Annotated in this window: 12 protein-coding genes and 1 pseudogene; 8 read left to right on the top strand and 5 right to left on the bottom strand. The window is 54.9% G+C overall.

Annotation, left to right across the window (positions count from 1 at the left end; genetic code table 11):
• Window positions 1-72 precede the first annotated feature (72 nt).
• The 8 genes and pseudogenes from flhF to CA51_RS26490 all read left to right on the top strand — a co-directional run bounded on the left by flhF (window position 73) and on the right by CA51_RS26490 (window position 12,923).
• Entirely contained in the window at window positions 73-1,392 is a 1,320-nt protein-coding gene (gene flhF / locus CA51_RS05705; RefSeq protein WP_145118614.1) for a flagellar biosynthesis GTPase FlhF, read from the top strand.
• Window positions 1,393-1,597: 205 nt separating this feature from the next.
• Window positions 1,598-1,867: a hypothetical protein gene (locus CA51_RS05700; RefSeq protein ID WP_145118612.1), complete on the top strand. Its 270-nt coding sequence runs from the start codon at window positions 1,598-1,600 to the stop codon at window positions 1,865-1,867.
• A 102-nt stretch (window positions 1,868-1,969) separates the two neighbouring features.
• A complete protein-coding gene (locus CA51_RS05695; RefSeq protein ID WP_145118610.1) occupies window positions 1,970-2,764 on the top strand; it encodes a FliA/WhiG family RNA polymerase sigma factor in 795 nt (264 codons plus the stop codon).
• Window positions 2,765-3,566: 802 nt separating this feature from the next.
• Entirely contained in the window at window positions 3,567-5,294 is a 1,728-nt protein-coding gene (locus CA51_RS05690; protein WP_145118608.1) for a 4Fe-4S dicluster domain-containing protein, read from the top strand.
• A gap of 21 nt (window positions 5,295-5,315) precedes the next feature.
• Window positions 5,316-6,134: a hypothetical protein gene (locus CA51_RS05685; protein ID WP_145118606.1), complete on the top strand. Its 819-nt coding sequence runs from the start codon at window positions 5,316-5,318 to the stop codon at window positions 6,132-6,134.
• Between the two features lie 3 nt (window positions 6,135-6,137).
• Window positions 6,138-8,489, top strand: coding sequence for a cytochrome c3 family protein (locus CA51_RS25675; RefSeq protein WP_197451621.1), 2,352 nt, complete (start codon window positions 6,138-6,140; stop codon window positions 8,487-8,489).
• Window positions 8,490-8,745: 256 nt separating this feature from the next.
• Window positions 8,746-11,502: a fibronectin type III domain-containing protein gene (locus tag CA51_RS05675; protein WP_197451620.1), complete on the top strand. Its 2,757-nt coding sequence runs from the start codon at window positions 8,746-8,748 to the stop codon at window positions 11,500-11,502.
• 356 nt (window positions 11,503-11,858) lie between these two features.
• Window positions 11,859-12,923: pseudogene (locus CA51_RS26490) on the top strand (IS3 family transposase).
• A gap of 99 nt (window positions 12,924-13,022) precedes the next feature.
• Here the strand turns inward: CA51_RS26490 and CA51_RS05660 are convergent.
• The 5 genes from CA51_RS05660 to CA51_RS05640 are packed head-to-tail and all read right to left on the bottom strand — an operon-like array spanning window position 13,023 to window position 18,834.
• Window positions 13,023-14,051, bottom strand: coding sequence for a glycosyltransferase (locus tag CA51_RS05660; protein ID WP_197451618.1), 1,029 nt, complete (start codon window positions 14,049-14,051; stop codon window positions 13,023-13,025).
• A 24-nt stretch (window positions 14,052-14,075) separates the two neighbouring features.
• Entirely contained in the window at window positions 14,076-15,470 is a 1,395-nt protein-coding gene (locus CA51_RS05655; protein WP_145118597.1) for an O-antigen ligase family protein, read from the bottom strand.
• Window positions 15,467-16,780: a lipopolysaccharide biosynthesis protein gene (locus CA51_RS05650; RefSeq protein WP_145118595.1), complete on the bottom strand. Its 1,314-nt coding sequence runs from the start codon at window positions 16,778-16,780 to the stop codon at window positions 15,467-15,469. The genes CA51_RS05655 and CA51_RS05650 overlap by 4 nt, the downstream gene beginning before the upstream one ends.
• Window positions 16,781-16,791: 11 nt before the next feature.
• Window positions 16,792-17,793, bottom strand: coding sequence for a phosphotransferase (locus tag CA51_RS05645; protein WP_145118593.1), 1,002 nt, complete (start codon window positions 17,791-17,793; stop codon window positions 16,792-16,794).
• Window positions 17,794-17,799: 6 nt separating this feature from the next.
• Entirely contained in the window at window positions 17,800-18,834 is a 1,035-nt protein-coding gene (locus CA51_RS05640) for a class I SAM-dependent methyltransferase (protein WP_145118591.1), read from the bottom strand.
• Window positions 18,835-18,929 lie beyond the last annotated feature (95 nt).

Here is an 18,929-nt window from a genome sequence, read left to right as displayed (position 1 = left end):
ATTATAATGACACGTACACAATTCCACACAGCGAACAGACGCCTCGGCCAGCCGTACGAGGAGTAACCGACGATGCACATTCGCACTTTCCAAGCCCCGACGCTGCAGGAAGCGCTCGCCGAGATCCGTCGTCAGATGGGTAGCGACGCGACGGTTCTGCATACGCGCGACGTCCATCGCGGCATCTTTGGACTGCTTGGTAAATCGCACGTCGAAGTCACCGCCGGCTTGAAACCCAAACCGGTCGTCAACCAGCGAACATCCAGCCCGCCAGCAGCTCGCCGGATCGATTCGCCCCCAACGCCTGCCCCCGCGGCGCAGACCACCTCGCCACAAGTTCAACACTTAACCGAACAAGTCAATCGGCTATCGCAGGTCGTTCAGGCACTAGAACAGTCGAAGACGACTGGCCCCGCACCAACGCCAGCGACCGCCCCCGCGAGCCAATCGAATTCGCGGGTCGCCCAAGCCTTGATCGCTCAAGGACTCGATTCGGCCAGCGCCGAATACATCGCCAGCCAATCGCCGATCGACGACGCAACGGCCGACGAGGATCTGATCCCCGTGCTGCGGCAAGCGCTCCGCAAACGATTTCGCACGACCGGCCCGATCGATGTTCCCCAAGAGGGACAGCGGATCGTCGCACTAGTCGGCCCCACGGGCGTTGGCAAAACAACAACGATCGCCAAGCTAGCCGCCGGATTCCGGCTGCTGGAAAAACGGAACGTCGGCCTGATCACGATCGATACCTTCCGCATCGCCGCGGTCGACCAACTGCATAAATATGCTCAGGTCATGCAGCTGCCGATGGAAGTCGTTTCGGGAGCGGACGAAATGCGAGCGGCGATCGCTCGGCTGAGCGATGTCGATCTGATCCTGATCGATACCGTGGGTCGCAGCCCGCGCGACATCCAACAACTGGAAGTCACCCGAAAACTGCTGGCTCATGCCCAGCCCCAAGAAACTCATTTAGTATTGTCTGCCACGTCGTCCCGGTCGGCGATCGAATCGGCGATCGAAAACTTTGCGGTCCTGCGTCCCGGTGCGGTGATCGTTTCCAAGTTAGATGAAGTCCAACAGCAACCCGATCTGATGCGGTTTGCTGGCCCGGGCGTTCCCCCGATCAGCTACGTCACGACGGGACAAAACGTTCCCGACGACATCGATCTGCCGCAACCAAGCCGCTTGGTCGACCTGGCTCTCGGCCTGCGAAGCGCTGAATCAAACGAAACAAATGATGACGCTTTTCCGCTGCCGCCGCAGACTTCCGATGGCGACATGCTGCCGCCGCCGGATGATCGCGCAAGTGGCGCAAGCCAGGCGAATTTGAAGGGCTCAACGATGGCAACAAAATCTGCGCAATCGCGCAATTTGCTCTTGCCATCAAACTAGAAAACTACGCAAAAAAGATGCCATAGGCGAGCAAAAACTTCCGAGAGTCGGATTTAACTCGCCCGCACTAAAATAAAATTTTTAGAATCTGATCGAACGGACTGAACAAGTGAACGCGATGTGGACGATACCAGTAAAGCGGCGACCTTTCCCCTGTGGGAATGTATCGCACAGCTTTAACGTCTGGTGTCGGAGGATCCACCTGGTGGCTCGATCGTATGCGGTTTCGCTCGGAGCGATGGCTCTCGGACTGATCGCCTTACGAGGTGCTATCAACAGCGACGATCTTTCGTCTGTCGTAACGTTAGGGCTGTTTGGTATGGTCGTGGCCAGTGGTGTCGGTTACATCATCGGTGCGATCGCGGACCAAGTGATATGTCAAACAGTGGAAGTTCGATTTAGGCAACGTTTGGCTGAGGTGATTGAGCACTTCAACGAAATGGAAGCCGATAAACAAAATTCCCGCACGTCATAGCGTTTGTGGGCAAACTGAATTTCTTTTCGTCAGCGGCATGGATGCTAGCAGCGGAGAGAGGTTCATATGAAAACGTGCCGGTGAAGATCACGGAGGATTTGGATGGCAACGAAGACGGCAGCTGAATTAGAAGAAATCCAAGAGATTTGGGACCAATACAAGGCAAATCCGGAGGTGCGCGATGAGTACCTGCGAAACCGCCTGGTTGAAAACTACATGCCTTTGGTTCGCTACAACGGCGAACGCATCTGGCAGCGGTTGCCCGAAGGCGTGGAACTGGACGACCTGATCAGCGCAGGTATCTTCGGCTTGCTGGACGCGATCGATGCGTTCGACCGCTCCCGCGGTGTCAAGTTTGAAACCTACTGCGTTCCGCGTATTCGCGGTGCGATGCTCGACGAACTCCGTTCGATGGACTGGGTTCCTCGTTTGGTTCGCAGCAAAGCGAGCAAGCTGAACGAAGCGAACAAGAAACTGAACGAAAAGCACGGCCGTCCGCCAACCGTTCAAGAACTGTCGGAGTTCATGCAGATCACCGTTCCCGAAGTGGAAAAGTGGCAGCAGGAAGCCAACGCCGTCGGTTTGGTCAGTCTGAACAAGAAATGGTACGAGACCGACAGCTACAAAGACGTTCGCGAAATCGACGTCCTGGAAGACAAGAAGGGTGAAGACCCAACGCGTCGCGTTCAAAAGAACGACCTGATGCGTTTGGTCACCAAGGGGCTCAACCGCAACGAGCGTCTGATCATCATTCTGTATTATTATGAAGAGCTGACGATGAAAGAGATCGGCGCTACGCTGGACCTTTCGGAAAGTCGCGTCAGCCAGATGCACAGCAGCATTGTTGCCCGCCTACAGCAACAACTGGGACCACGCCGCGTCGAATTCGGCGCCTAGTCCTTAAGCTCTGCCCACGCAATCGATACGCTCGCAAAAGGCGACCCTCCACGGGGTCGCCTTTTGTCGTTTCCGGCGACCGGTGGTGGCCCCAAGCACCTGGTGATCTTTGCCAGCAACAACTTCACCCGCCCGGCGCAGCTGGGTGGGTCGGATATCGAGCCTTCAGCGAGTTTTCCGGAGAGCGGCCTACCCGCCGGATCAAGCCGATTCGCTGCGCGAACTCCCCTCCCCGAACAACGCTTCGCTCGTTCGACCCTCCCACTCAAACTCCGTTTGAGGGAGGGTGAAGGCACCTGCACGCTTCACTCGCCCAGCAACGCTGGGAGGGTCGGGAATCGAGCGTTTAGCAAGTTTTCCGGGGAGGGCCTAACCGGCGGATCAAGCCGCTTCGCTGCGCGAATTCCCCTCCCCGAACTTTGCTTCGCTCGATCGACCCTCCCACTCAAACTCCGTTTGAGGGAGGGTGAAGGCACCTGCACGCTTCACTCGCCCAGCAACGCTGGGAGGGTCGGGAAACGAGCGTTTAGCAAGTTTTCCGGGGAGGGCCTAACCAGCGGATCAAGCCGCTTCGCTGCGCGAATTCCCCTCCCCGAACTTTGCTTCGCTCGATCGACCCTCCCACTCAAACTGCGTTTGAGGAGGGGGAAGTAATCGCTGCCGACCGAGCTCCAACGGCACAGGGCATTTCCTCACGTTTTCCTATGCCTACGAAAGCAAAACTTATAGCATTGACGCAGGCCAGCGATCTCCTTCAAAATGCCGCTACTTCACTCTCCCCCACTTTCAGCGAGACCCATGGATGGGAACCACCTCGACCGTCGAAATACGTAGACCGCAGCGTTGGGATCAACCCTTTGATCCCGACATGCTCGAGCGCGACGTGCAATGGCTCAGTTCGCTGCCTCCATTCTCCGAAATGGATAAGTCGGCGTTCCCGGCTAACACGCCATTGGATGGAGTGCTCCGCAACGATTGCCGAATTCGCAAGGTGCAACCGGGCGAAGTGATCGTTCGCGAAGGGGATTATGGCAACAGTGCGTTCCTGGTCCTCGCCGGCAGTGTCCGCGTCGTGCTGGGGCAATTGCCACCGCAGTCGCTCGGCCGCGCGACCGCCAAACAGAAGAGCTGGTTCTCGGCGATCTCCGCACTCTGGAAGCAGCCTCAATTTCCCGAGGTCCGAACCGTCGATCAGATCACGCCGGGCGGATCGTCGCGAGTCCAGCAGCACGGCGATACGGCGTCGATCTTTTTGCAAGACTTCGATGGCGTCGTCACGCACGAACGAACGCTCCAGATCGGCCCCGGTGAAATGTTTGGTGAAGTCGCGGCGATGTATCGCGCCCCGCGGACAGCGACCGTCGTCGCCGACAGCCATGCGACGCTTGTCGAAGTCCGCTGGCAGGGCTTGCGTCTGTTGCGACGCGATCGCGTTTTGGCCCAACAGCTGGAACAAAACTACCGCACCAACTGGCTGATGATTCACCTGCGGGAAACGCCACTGTTCCGTTTCCTGCCGGAGAACTGTCTTCAAAAAGTAGCCGACGCGACGCTGTTGCGCTCCTTCGGTCGACTCGAATGGCATTCCGATTACCGCCGCACGCGGAAACTGAAACCGGTCGAACAGATCGAATCGGAACCGCTTGTCGCAATGGAAGGGCATCTGCCGACCGACCTGTTGCTGATCCGCAGCGGTTTCGCCCGCGTCTGCTCTCGCTACGGTGAAGGGCATCGCACGCTGGCTTATCTTGGCAAAGGGCACATGTTTGGCCTCCGCGAGATCGTTCACAACACCTATCGCGATTCCAACCAAGCCCCCGTCACGCTGCAGGAATCTTTGCGAGCTGTCGGCTTTGTCGACACGTTGCACATCCCGATCGAAGTCGTCGCCGAATACGTGCTTCCGTACATCCGGCGGACCGAGCTGCCCGATCCGATCTCTCGCGACGATCAACAAGCCCGCGCCCGGCACGACATCGCGTCGCAAGTGCCGACCGGGATGCTGGAGTTTATCGTCCAGGAACGACTAAATAACGGTCGCCAAGCGATGGTGATCGATTTGAACGCCTGCACACGCTGCGACGATTGCGTCAAAGCGTGCGCGACGACGCACGACGGCAATCCGCGGTTCACTCGCAGTGGTCCGGCCAACGATGGGATCCAATTTACGCAGGCTTGCATGCACTGTGCCGACCCGGTCTGCATGATCGGTTGTCCCACCGGAGCGATCTCGCGCCATTCCGAAACCGGCACGGTCTCGGTCCACGAGAACATCTGCATCGGATGTGGCACTTGCGCCGCGTCGTGCCCTTATGAAAACATTCAGATGCGGACGATGCGCGATCCCAAAGGTCGGATGTATTTCGACGAATCGGCCGGCTTGCCGATCATGAAAGCCACCAAATGCGACCTCTGCCAATCGCAACCCTCGGGGCCCGCTTGCCAGAACGCCTGTCCACACGACGCCTTGGTCCGGATCGATCTGGGCAACTTGGAAGATCTTAGCGATTGGATCAGCCGACGCCGTTAGCCCTCGAAGGTGATACCCCTAATGCTTCACAAACGAACTCGACGAACGATCGCACTCTCGATCACAGCGATTGCTGTCCTGATCGCAGCGGTTGCCACCTGGCTGATCCGCCAGCGACTCGGTCACGCATCGATGGCGACCGGCTGGACTCTGTTGGCCAGCGTTGGACTGCTGATGCTGCTGGGGCTGCGTAAAAAACTGGTGATGCTGCCGATCCTGCCGGTCCGTGTTTGGACTCAGTTTCACATCTACACCGGCCTGTTTGCGTTGGCGATCTATCTGATGCATGTTCCCGTCGTGATCGCCTCGGGCTTTTTCGAATCGACCCTTTCGCTGCTCTTCCTGTCGGTCGCTGGCAGCGGTTTGTATGGCGTTTGGATCAGCCGCCGCGGAGCGAAACGACTGACTGCGATCGCGGGGGAATACCGCTTCGATCGCTTCGGTTGGCACCGACGCACCATCGCCGATCGCGCTTCGGAGATCGTTACCGAAGTCGGCCAGACGGGCGACGTTCCGGTGATCGCCAAGTTTTATCGCGAGCGGCTGCAACACTATTTTTCGACGCGGCCGAGCCTCGCATATGTGTTGGTCCCGACCAGCCATCGCAAGCGTCGACTGCTGACCGAACTGGGCGAACTGGATCGCTATTTCGCCAGCAACGTGAAACAAGCCGCAGGCCGTTTGGCGGCACTCATTCGCAACCGCGACGACCTCGATTATCACTATGCGACCCAATTGCGAATGCGGATGTGGCTGGCGATTCATATCGCGCTGACCGTGGCAATGTTGGTCTTCATCGTAGTGCATGTGTTGATGGTGTTACGGTTCCAGGGAGCTTGATAGATGAGACAAAGCGATCAACCGCTGCCACAACCGCCACGCGACGACCGCCCCGGTGACAACTGGGTCTGCGGCTGGAGCGACGCCGGCACGCCCTGCCAACACGGCCCGTCGGGCAAAGGGGATTGTCCCGCGTTGTCCGCCTGTCGGCCGACCGCCAACGGCGACTCCTGGTCCTGCAACCGCCCCGCCTGCTTGGGCGGCAAGTGCGACTCGGGCCCCAACGAAGAGGGCGTCTGCGGACTCAAGCCGACTCCCTGCACGCCAAAGCGATCGTGGAAGGCAAAGCGCCGCGTGGCAACCAGCCTCTGTTTCCTCACCGCGGTCAGCATGATCCTGATCTCGCTGGGAGGACGCTGGCGAACCGAAGCCTTCGCACCGGGCGGCCTGATCCAACCGCACGCCCAAATTTTGGGCGGTGCTCTGAAGAGCGACCGCTGCGCTTCGTGCCATCCCGCCGCCAAGGGCTCACTGTCCAGTTGGTTCTTCTCCGCCGGCGACGCACACGAAAACGTGACGCAAACCCAATTGTGCATGGACTGCCACCACAACACGATTGACCGCAGCCTAGCCCGGAACGCACACAACCTTTCGACCGAGCAATTGCAACTGGTTAGCCTGTCGCAGACCGAACACAAATCCAGCTGGCACGCGATGCTTCCCGGGGCAGCGGTCGCGAACGACGATATCGCATGTGCCACCTGTCACCGCGAACATCACGGCAGCCACCAAAACCTGTCGGCGCTGACCAGTGAGCAATGCCAGACCTGCCACAAAAATCAATTCAGCAGCTTTACACACGGCCATCCCCAATGGACCGATTGGCCCTACGGCCGCGGCGGCAAGATCGCATTTAACCATGCGTCGCACGCCGGCAAACACTTCGCCCAAGAGAACGAAACGTTTGATTGCAATCGCTGCCACCAGCCGACCGCCGATCAAGAGCTTGGCCGGACCGCATCGTTTGAAGTCGCCTGCGCCAGCTGCCACGACAAGTCATTAGAAGTCGGGATCGCCGAAGGATTTGCGATCGTCCAATTTCCGATGCTCGACACCGAGGCGATGACTCGCGGCGGCCATCCCGCCGGATCCTGGCCCGCCGACGCGACGGGGATCTTCGACGGCAAGATACCACCGGTCGTGCGACTGTTGTTGCGTTCGGATCCCGAAGTTGCCACCGCGTTGGACCGCTTGCCGGCCAACGGCGATCTGAGCCGGCTGGATTCAAACGCCGCCAACGACCTGGCCGATGCCAAAAGCATCGCCGCCGGAGTGCGTCGTTTGATGAATGAGATGGCCGACACGGGATACGACGCGATCGCCAAGCGACTGAGCCTGGCGACGGGGCTGGACGAACAGACGACAGGCCAGCTTGCGGCGAAGCTCTCGCCGCAACTGATCGAAGCGGCTTGCAAGAACTGGCTCCCCGAAGACAGCCCGATGGTCGTGATCCCACCAACACTCCGCGCGATGCAAATTCGATTAGTCGCCGATTGGGAGATCGTTCCCGAAAATCCGCTCCGCATCCAACTGGCGATCCCACGCCCAGAGCTGCCGGTCGAACAGATCGCACAAATTCCTAGCGTTCCAGAAACCGAAGCTCCCGAGGCGATGCTGCAACCGGCCGAGCCTCCCACGCTGGAAGTCCCTTCGCTGTCGGGGCCGGCTTCCGATCCGCTAACAGATCCGCTAGCAAAACCTTTCACCGATCCTCTGAGCGATCCGTTAAACGATCCTCTGAGCGATCCTTTGGCCGGAGCGGCGCCCGCCAAACCAGCCCCCGCCCGTCCGAAGCGGTTTGATGCGAGCAAGCGGTTGCCCGCCGGCGGTTGGTACTGCGATTCGCTGCGACTGGCCGTGCGATATCGCCCCAGCGGACACGCCGACCAGATGCTGGTCGCGTTGGTCGGGCTAGCCAACAGCGCCAAATCGATGCACCCGAGCGACTACGAAGCGATCATGTCGATGCAGACGGTCAAGGCTTGCACCAGCTGTCATCAGACCGCGCGAGCCAACTCGTTGGCATCGTGGCGTGCGGCCCCCGAGCAAGGGCCAAGAAAGACGTTCACGCGATTCTCACATCGGCCACACATGAATCTACCGATGTTGATGGACTGCAAATACTGCCACCAGGTCGCAGGGAAGCCCGACGAGAATACTGTACAAAACGTCTCGACGGGTGAACCACATCCCGGCCACGACTTCGATCCACTGACACTCGACGCATGTGCCAAATGCCACACAGCGCAAGCTGCCGGCGACCAGTGCACAAAGTGTCACCTATATCATGTCGACAGCAAACAGTTTGCGATCGAACAACTTGCCAACAAACTCAAATTGTCAGAGCAAAAGTAGTTTCCGGTAGCTCAAATTCGGAGCCTTGCAATCGCTTCACGACAAAAATTAAGCTAAATTCATCAATGGCGAATGCTGCAGGTTCATCAATTCAGATATGAATTCGTTGGCCACGGCTACATGGACATTGGTTGCATTGAGATTGGATGCTTTGATGAGTTTCTTTAAATCGTGGACTTCCCGAACCAAATCGAACAAACGATCTAACCTTCGGCGCTCACGCAGCGGGCGCCGTCGCGGAATCCGTCTGGAAAGTTTGGAGCGGCGGGACCTGTTAGCCGTCGATATCGTCTTCGACTACAGCTACGACGATTCCGGATTCTTTGACACCGATGCCAAAGCTGCACTGGAACGGGCGGCAACCGATTACGAAACGCGATTGCTCGATACGTTGACCGCGATCCCGGCTCCTACAGCCGGCAACTCGTGGACCGCATCGTTCCAAGATCCGGAGACCGGCAGCACCGTTAATCTCCAGAATCTGCAGCTTGCTGAAAACGAGGTCCGCGTCTTTGTCGGCTCCCGCAATCTAACCGGTTCCACGCTCGGCAAAGCATCCGCCGGGTATGGCGTCCAGTACACCGACCCTAATTGGGTCGACACCGTCTTGTGGCGTGGGCAATCCGGCGCGAATGAGCAGAGTACCTGGGGCGGCAGTATCGCGTTTGACACCTCGCCAACATGGCACTTTGACGTCGGATTACCGACCTCGGGGACCACTGATTTTTACAGCGTGGCGTTACATGAACTGGGACACATCTTTGGTATCTCCAACCAACCGGGCAACACCTGGACTAGCCTGACAAAATCACTGTCCGAACTCTCCACGGCGGACCAAGCCCTTGTCGACAACGAACCCGGCGACTACTTCACCGGCCCCAAGTCGGTCGCTCTCTACGGCAGCCCGATCCCGGTTGACGGGGGGCACTTTGAGCACGACGTCTCCTACGCAGGAGCCGAAGCCGCACTCGACCCCAGCTTAACAACCGGCACACGCAAACCGATGAGTCCGTTGGACTGGACGACGCTCGATGACATCGGCTGGGACATCGGCACCCGTTTCCTCAGCGGCACCGTCTTCGACGACAGCGTGATCGACAACGACCAACCCGACGCCGGAGAAGGCGAAGCCGGCATCACCGTTACGGCAACCAACAACACCACAAGCACCGAATACACAACAACAACGCACACCGACGGCACCTACGCCCTCGAACTCCCGCCAGGCACCTACGACGTAACGTTCACCCGACATGTTGGCAGCGCTACGTTCGAATCCCTTTCGGTTAGCTCATCGAACGTCGCTTTTGATTTGGTTACCTCGGACGCTAATTGGGGCTTGGAACTTGGCACACCATCCAATCTAGTATTAACTGTAGTATCGCCGACCGAGGCAACGCTGAACTGGTCCGATACGATTGGTGAAACGGGCTATCGTGTTTACGGCTGGAACAGTCTATCAGGCACCACCTTACTGGAAACGTTGCCTGCAGACACCGTAACGTACAACGCCGCCGGGCTCCCCCAAGGGTTGCGACAGTGGTTTTACGTGCAGGCGTTCAACGAGTTTGAGTCAGCGCGAACAGACTGGAAGCTTGTCGTGATGCCATCTGCGGAAACTGTGCCGACAGTCCCTGGAAACTTCATACTCACCGCTATGTCAAGTACTTCGGCGCAGCTTCAGTGGGAAGATTCAGAGAGCGAAACCAGCTACGAGATCTACCGATGGACAGCCGCAACGGGAACTGTTCTGCTTGCGACTATCCCGGCGAACAGCACCTCTTACCTGGCAACAGGCTTAACGCCAGGCGGTCGCGAACAATTCCATGTTCGCCCGATCAATGGCGACAAGTCGGCGCGAACAGACTGGAAGCTTGTCGTGATGCCATCTGCGGAAACTGTGCCGACAATCCCTGGAAACTTCACACTCACCGCTATGTCAAGTACTTCGGCGCAGCTTCAGTGGGAAGATTCAGAGAGCGAAACCAGCTACGAGATCTACCGATGGACAGCCGCAACGGGAACTGTTCTGCTTGCGACTATCCCGGCGAACAGCACCTCTTACCTGGCAACAGGCTTAACGCCAGGCGGTCGCGAACAATTCCATGTTCGCCCGATCAATGGCGACAAGTCGGCGCGAACAGACTGGAAGCTTGTCGTGATGCCATCTGCGGAAACTGTGCCGACAGTCCCTGGAAACTTCACACTCACCGCTATGTCAAGTACTTCGGCGCAGCTTCAGTGGGAAGATTCAGAGAGCGAAACCAGCTACGAGATCTACCGATGGACAGCCGCAACGGGAACTGTTCTGCTTGCGACTATCCCGGCGAACAGCACCTCTTACCTGGCAACAGGCTTAACGCCAGGCGGTCGCGAACAATTCCATGTTCGCCCGATCAATGGCGACAAGTCGGCGCGAACAGACTGGAAGCTTGTCGTGATGCCATCTGCGGAAACTGTGCCGACAGTCCCTGGAAACTTCACACTCACCGCTATGTCAAGTACTTCGGCGCAGCTTCAGTGGGAAGATTCAGAGAGCGAAACCAGCTACGAGATCTACCGATGGACAGCCGCAACGGGAACAGTTCTGCTTGCGACTATCCCGGCGGACAGCACCTCTTACCTGGCAACAGGCTTAACGCCAGGCAGTCGCGAACAATTCCATGTTCGCCCGATCAATGGCGACAAGTCGGCGCGAACAGATTGGAAGCTTGTCGTGATGCCATCTGCGGAAACTGTGCCGACAGTCCCTGGAAACTTCACACTCACCGCTATGTCAAGTACTTCGGCGCAGCTTCAGTGGGAAGATTCAGAGAGCGAAACCAGCTACGAGATCTACCGATGGACAGCCGCAACGGGAACTGTTCTGCTTGCGACTATCCCGGCGAACAGCACCTCTTACCTGGCAACAGGCTTAACGCCAGGCGGTCGCGAACAATTCCATGTCAAAGCGGTAAACGGCACTGAATCTGCACGCACTGAATGGCAAATCCTAACCATGCCTCTGACTTGATCCCACCTATCGTTGCACACAAAACGCGTGGCAGTTCGGAAAGCACCCTGGCTTCTGGGGGGGGCCTAATTCATAGCTTCAAGTTCGATATTATTTTCAGCGGCTTGGTGGCAAGGCACCTTAGGCACTGTTTATCGAAGCAGTTTGAGCAATCGCCGCATGGCGGCGAGTTGAACGAAGCAAGCTAGGAACGGGCAAGTTTACCGTATCGCGTCGCCACTCTACGAGATTCATTGAGCCAGCCGGACCTGCCCCCAGAAATTGATCCATGCAAAGTGAGGAAGTCGCGCTAAAATCGGGTCGGCATTTCCATGGAGAGAACGCGGATGAAGAAGTCTAAATTCACTGACCATTAGATCGGTTTCTCGTTGCAGCAAGCAGAGTCAGGAACGCCTGTTGAAGAGGTTTACCGCAGGCTTGGCATTAGCCAGCAGACATTTTACTGGTGGAAGAAGTTCGGCGTGCTTGGCGCCGAAGAACTTCGGTGTCTGAAGCATCTTCAAGAAGAGAATAAGCGACTGAAGTTGTTGGTGGCGGACTTGAGTTTGGACAAACATATTCTACAGGATGTTCTGTCAGAAAAGCTCTGAGGCTGGCTCGTCTTCGTGTATGCGTCGAGGGAGCGAAGCCTTGTTACCGAATCAGCGAGCACCGAGCTTGCGGTTAGGTTGGCTAAGCCCGTTCGAGTCATCGCTACCAGCCCACCAACAACGAGCAGGCCGCCCTACGAATGCGTCTGAAAGAACTCGCCGCAAGCAGAGTCCACTAAGGCTATCGGCGATTGAATATCTTGCTTCGCCGAGAACGTTGGTTTGACAACGCCAAGCGAATCTATCGGCTTTACCGCGAGGGAAAACTGAGTCTACGGACAAAGATACCGAAGCGACGCGTGAGTTGTCGAACACGCGTCGATCGCCAAGATGCGAATCACATTAACGACTGCTATTATGTTCGGCGAGTTATTCGGCGGTCGTCAGATTCGACTTTTGACGATAGTCGATCACTTTACTCGTGAGAGTCGTGCGATCGAGGGCGGGCAACGGATGCGACGCAATGATGCTATTACAGTTCTGAAAGGCCTGGCACGCAATCGCAAGCTGCCGAAATGGATCCGCGTTGACAGCGGTCCCGAGTTCCCGTCAATAGCTTTAGATCAGTCGGCATATGCCAATGGCGTCGTGCTTGACTTCAGTACGCCGGGAAAACCAACGGATTACCCATTCATCGAATCATTCAACGGAAGCGTCCTCGCCGAATGTCTAAATGGAAATTCGTTCTTGGCGCTTGACGACGCAATCGAGAAGATTGAAGCTTGGCGAGTTGACTACAACAAACATCGACCCCCACAGCGTTTTGGGCAACCTGGCCCTCAAAGATTTCGCTTCATCTGGCCGGGCGGGCCCATAAAGGTGACGCCCTGACTTTCCCACTGCGTTTTGTAAAGAATAGGGGAGTGCGTCAGAATGCCCTCGCTAGGGAATCACACTGGACAGCACTTTACAAACAGCCTGCAACGCCGTCTAGTTTTTCCAAAAAAACACCATGCGACATAATCGCAGCAAAACATTGGATGCGTACCGAGGTAACGCGACTAGCGAACCCGTTCCATAACTAACGTGCAGCGAGTAAAACAGAAGAGGGAGCACTAGTTTGGCAGGTATTGACTTACCATACAGCATGGAATACGCAACCGCAAACAAGGCATATACGAACAACGGCACCCAAACACACAGCCCTAATGTTGTCGCTAGTGCAATTGCGATACCCAAGTAAATAACAAACATCAACGGCACAATATGCCGGGCGTAGAACCGGCCCGATCGAATCACCCAATACCCATCGACAAAACCTTTTCTAAGAAACGGCTTCAATGCGTCTCTAACATAATAAGCAGCTCGCATTTGAGGATTCGTAAAAAAAGTCCACCCCCTTCTGCGAAGCAGGTGATGCAATGCGATGTCCTGATTGCGATCCAAAGATTCATCAAACGGCATATCATCAGTAGCAATTGGTGCACGACGATACACTCCGTAGACAGCCGTGTCAGTTTCAATTGGGTGACTTCCGCGCACTCCAACACGAAATGCAGAGTTGCCCACACCGAACGGACAGGACATTGCCGCAGCGATTGCATCCGAGAGCCCCACGCCACGGCCCCGGCTCTCTAGCACCCCGCCAACACAAACACAGTGTTGCATTCCTTCGCAAGAAATCGTCTCAATACCCAAACGCAAATAGTTAATCGCCAATTCTGCGTGAGCATCGATTCGACAAACAAAATCCGCGTTTGTATTGCGAATTGCGAGATTCCAACCGGAAGCCAAGCTCGTCTTGTCGTTCTCTAGCACGGTAATTCTGTCGCCTTGCTTCCGCATACGCTCCGCGACCTCCTGCAGAACGTGCAACGTCCCATCAACAGACCGATTGTCGACGACGACTAACTCGGTTAGATGCTTCGGATAGTCTTGCATAGCAAGGCTCGATATTGCACGAGCGACTTGCGACTGCTGGTTTCTAACAACTAGAATCAAACAGGCCGATGTTTGCATTGAACCAAACGCTGATGCAACCATTTAGAGAACCCCCCGCTGCTTCGGAAGAACAGAAAGCACGCAAACGCCGCTGCCATTGAAGATACTGCCGGCATCCCGCTGCACGTGCGCCCTTGCAGCATGCCGGACGCGCCCAAAACCCACCGCTATGCCCCACAGAAACCAAAGCAAGGGCATCGTTACATGCTCATTCATCGTGAACATCAAAATTGCTGCAAGAAACATTGAACGAAAGCTAAGCATTGCGATACCGGAATCGGCGCCGGCCGATAGTTGCCGATACAACAGACCGAGATAGACAATCAAAATGCTGAACCCAACGATCCCAAGTTCCCCCAGATAGGACAAGTAGAAGTTGTGAGGTTTAACAAGTTCAACACATCCAAGGTCAGCAAGGGCCCCTTGATAGCACTCAACTCCGACCCCTGTACCAAACCAAAAGTGTGTTCTGACAACATCCATCCCCTGATCGAGTAAGCGCCGCCGCTTGCTGTCGGCAAGTCGAGAATCTACCTCCGCGTGCTCCATTACGCGTGAAATCGTATGGACCGTAGTAATGAAACGCCCTCGAGTAGTTTCAGCAAGAGGCGTCAGCATTAACAGCGAAACAAAGAGGCACATGACAACAATTGCGTATCGATTAGACGAAGCAGATCTCGAAGAATTCCCAGACACGAAATCTGCCAAAAAAGATGCGATAAAATAAAATCCTGTAGAAAACACGAATCCAATAATGCCCATTCGGCTAAATGTGAAAACGATGCAGATTGCGTAGACCGCATACAAAACTACAACTCGACTAATTGTAATCAATCGCTGCTCACGCAGGAACAAGATCAACGGAGTGCAAATTGCAATGACAAAAGCCGTTCCGTTACGGTTCATCATTGGCATGAAGTTTGCATCCCTAGCTATCCCCGTGAAGTACTTCACAATTCCAACAAGGCAACAAATTGCAAGTGAAATCACAAAGTGGTGTACAATTCGCGATACCTGCTCACGTGACAATCCAGAGACTACGCGAGTTGTCATGTGAAGTGTCGCGAAATTTAATATCCACATTAGATAATAGGGCAAAAAACCAAAAAAACGCGATTGGAGAAACACTGCTTGCAACAACATGAACGCAAGTAATGCTGCGCCGACTACATCAAGCCGCCCGACTCGGAAATCAATCCAATCAGTCCTGAACGCAATACCGAGGACACTTGCGCAAAATGGGATATATGCGATCGGGACTCCCGCAACCCGGGTCTCTTCGTTGTTGCCCAGGTATCCAAACGCCACAAGAGGAAGCGTGTTAAGAATGACGGCGTAAGCAAACGAACGCAGTGCACATGTAGCACTTTGGATTGCATAAACAAACAATCCGGCCGAAAGAACGCAATAAATAGCACCGAGAGTCGTTGATGTCATAACTTTACTGAAGCAGCGTTACTAAACAATGTGTTGTTTCGAGCATAGCGATATGGCTTTACACAAAGAAGATTTAGCCAAGGCACTTCAATCCGGGCCGCAAACAAATATGTGATAACCACTAATGAAATAGCGCTGCCCAATGCACTGGCTACCGAAACCCCCATCAATCCATAACGCACGGCCATGGGCGTTCCAAGGCAAACCATCAGCAAAGCTGCTGTTCCGTATGCAATAAACCCTGGCCTAACGCAATGCAAAACCCGTAAGCTTCGATCCACAGATGCGACCAAACACATGACAAGCGACGCAAAGCTAAGTGCTCCGGCTGGCAATATTGCGGGGGAAAACTCGGCACCGAATACGACAAGAATGAGAAACGGAACACCGGCGACCATTAACAGGCCAATAGATGCACACAGCAACTGTGCCATCCGGAAGCAATCCAGTGCACATTTCTGCCTCAATTCTTCATTGCGTTGCGTAGAAATTGTTGTGACACAAACAGCAAGATATGCATCAACGACAAGCTTTGGGATTTGGGCCACAGCAACCGCTACGGCATATAGACCAACATCAAAACTTGATAAGACAGCAATGACAACGATCATATCGACTTTAGAACTTAACAGCCAAGCCAGCTGGGGCAGGTGTAGTCTCGCCCCTCTTCTGAATACTTCGAAGATTGACGAAGTGCTGTAGCTCCTGCCATGAAACCCTGAAGCACTCGCCGTTACAATGCGCAATACTAGTGCCACACTGTACCCGAACAAATACCACAAGATGAATTGTCGCACAGTAACGACCGCTTGGAACGCTAGATAGACACATCCTGCCGTATAGATTGCCGGCGGGAGAACCATATACAGGGCGCGGCGACCAAAAAATCCCGCCCCTTGGTCAATAGCATTGAAAACTTGACAAAAGAAATACGCACCAAGCCCCAAAAGAATAATCCTGGCATCATCAACAAGATGCGCTTTTCCGCCCCCTAGGCCCCAGCCGATAGCAATATAGGACACAGGCGTAATCAGCAACGCCAAGACACCCGCTGCCAACAAGCCCGCCGATTGAATCCTACGAGAGTTCTGCCTGGATTCACCAACCAAAAGCGCCACAGCTTGATCTATGCCTGACACGCCTATTAGCGCTACAAGGCTGTATATCAAAAACAACGACGCAAGATCACCGCGTCCGCTCGGACCAAGTAAGTTCGCCGCAATTGCGCCGGACGCAAACCCCAACCCGAGTGCGGCAAAGCTCGCGAATCCGCTGCTTGAAACATTTTTAATAAAGGTGTTGGATGACATGTTCTCAATTGCTAGCGTGTCGCGATAGGTGACTCGGAGCCTAGTATGTTCCACAATGGTGACTGCTCTTGCTCAACACCCTGCCACACATCAAAAATCTGCTTCCACGATCGATCATACGAATAATGTGATTGGTAAGTGCGCCACTGGTTGCACGCTTTAGTCTGCAAGTAGGAGGTGAACAACGCAGACAATTGCTTGCGGTCCAGTGTCCCGAATTCAGATTGCTGAAAGCTGAGCCGAAAGCTCTTCCAGAACTGCGTTTCGAGGCAATTCTCACGCAGGAAAGTTGATGTATAGTCTGCGATTTTGCGGCGGCGGAAATATCCGGCAGAAACAACAGAGTGGAAATGCATGAGCAAATCAAAGAAATTAAATATGGCTGGCGCCATGCACCAATATTCCCAATCTATCAAATAAAGACGCACGCCGTCGTCCAGGAAATTATCTGCAGACATGTCATTATGCGTCGGAGCAACAGGAAGCGACGTGTGCTTAAGTGTTGCTATATAGCGATTTGTACTCGTTTCATCAAACGACTCGTTAAAGCTGGCGTTAGCCTGCTTGCAAAAGTCCAATGCTACGTCGTGGGTCACTGCCGACACGCTTAGAGCTTGGCATAGCCTCAAACACGTTTCGAACGTAGAGTCCAGATACCTCCCTGACCAATCTAAGCGGCAACGCCTCATGGCATTTTTTCCGAAAACAAACGGAAAGCAAATCCAAGACTTGTGCAAATATTCGACAACACGCCCTGTCACGAGCTGGCCAGAAACGTCATTGCACCGTTCGGCCGCGAGGCATTCCGAAAGCTCTTTGTTTCTGTCAACCAGCACGGCATGGAGCTTGCTGTCGCGAGCTCGCTTCAGCACGAATCGTGGCCCAGTCTCATCAGCAATGAACAGATTAACGGCGCCATGCGGTTCGCTGTTAAAACTGTATTGAGTTGCCGTTACTTGGCAACCTAACGGACCGCCAGCTGAAGCTGCAAACTGTTCTAGAGTACAATTCATGCGCGGCTACCCCCTCGCGAACATCACATAGTGAGGTGCCATTTTAGCCGCAAGTCCCAATCGCCCTAGAACCCGAAATGCGCTTGTAAAGCAGACGTCTTTAATTGAAGATGGGCGGTACACCTGGCGGAAGAATGCTGACACCTCGCTATTGCGTGCGTTGATCAGGCACTTCGGGTTCCCATAGTGCGGGTGGGATACCCATACGTGGCAGTCGCTGAATCCAGCATCTTTAAACAGCTGCGCATAGCCCTCACGGCTATAGGTATATGTACGATACGAAGCAGCGCTCTGATTCGATCGGTATGCGGGAGTCCTAAGCCCGACCCACTTGCTGGCGACTGCGCGTGGCATCAACGACGTGAACCGCAGCCCTGAATGGTCCTTGGCGCCCAGGAAGTTATTAAAACCAACACGATTTTCAATCCCGACGCAAACGGTGCCACCTGGCTTCAGCATGCGGCGCACCTTTTTCAGAGCGTCGACTTGCACATCACGCGGAGATCTGGTCGGATCCGCAAGGCCGATCCATTCTAACACACCAATAAACGACACCAAGTCGAATGAATTGTCTGGCATGTCAAATTCTTCAAGGCCCCCAGAAAACACACGCATGTTTCCCACGCCTTCTTGCCGAATCCGCACAGCCTGGAATGCGGCTCGTGCACGAATCTTCTCCAATGAAACGACAAAGTTAGCGGGGTTTTTCGCCATCAGGAAGCTGTTTTGTCCCCAACCACTCCCTACGTCCAAGATATTTAATCCGCTCCCCGGTAGTCGTTCAATCCAATCGACTCGAGAGCTGCCGAAAATCATGTTTTCAAGATGAGGATATTTCGGCAGTATCCGCGATCGAACAGCCTGCTCCCACCCCTCAGACTCCGCGGCAACAATTACTTGTTCCATCTCGTCCTGTGGCACTTCTCCCCAATAGTAATCCGAGCCGCTGTCACAATCGTACACGCCGTTCGAAAGCAGCCAGTCACGATTTCCAAGCGTCGCAACGGCAGCAGCGTTGGACTTTAATTTTTCGATATCCATCCCAGTTCCTTTTACCTATTTTTGATGAATTGCATGTATAGGTTTGACGTTATGAACCTCATGGCACATTCAAGTTAGCATCCCTACCAAACTAC

It is taken from the genome of Rosistilla oblonga, from assembly GCF_007751715.1.
Classification (GTDB): domain Bacteria; phylum Planctomycetota; class Planctomycetia; order Pirellulales; family Pirellulaceae; genus Rosistilla; species Rosistilla oblonga.
Note: the sequence above shows the minus strand (reverse complement) of the source record. Positions and strands in the feature narration are given on the sequence as shown.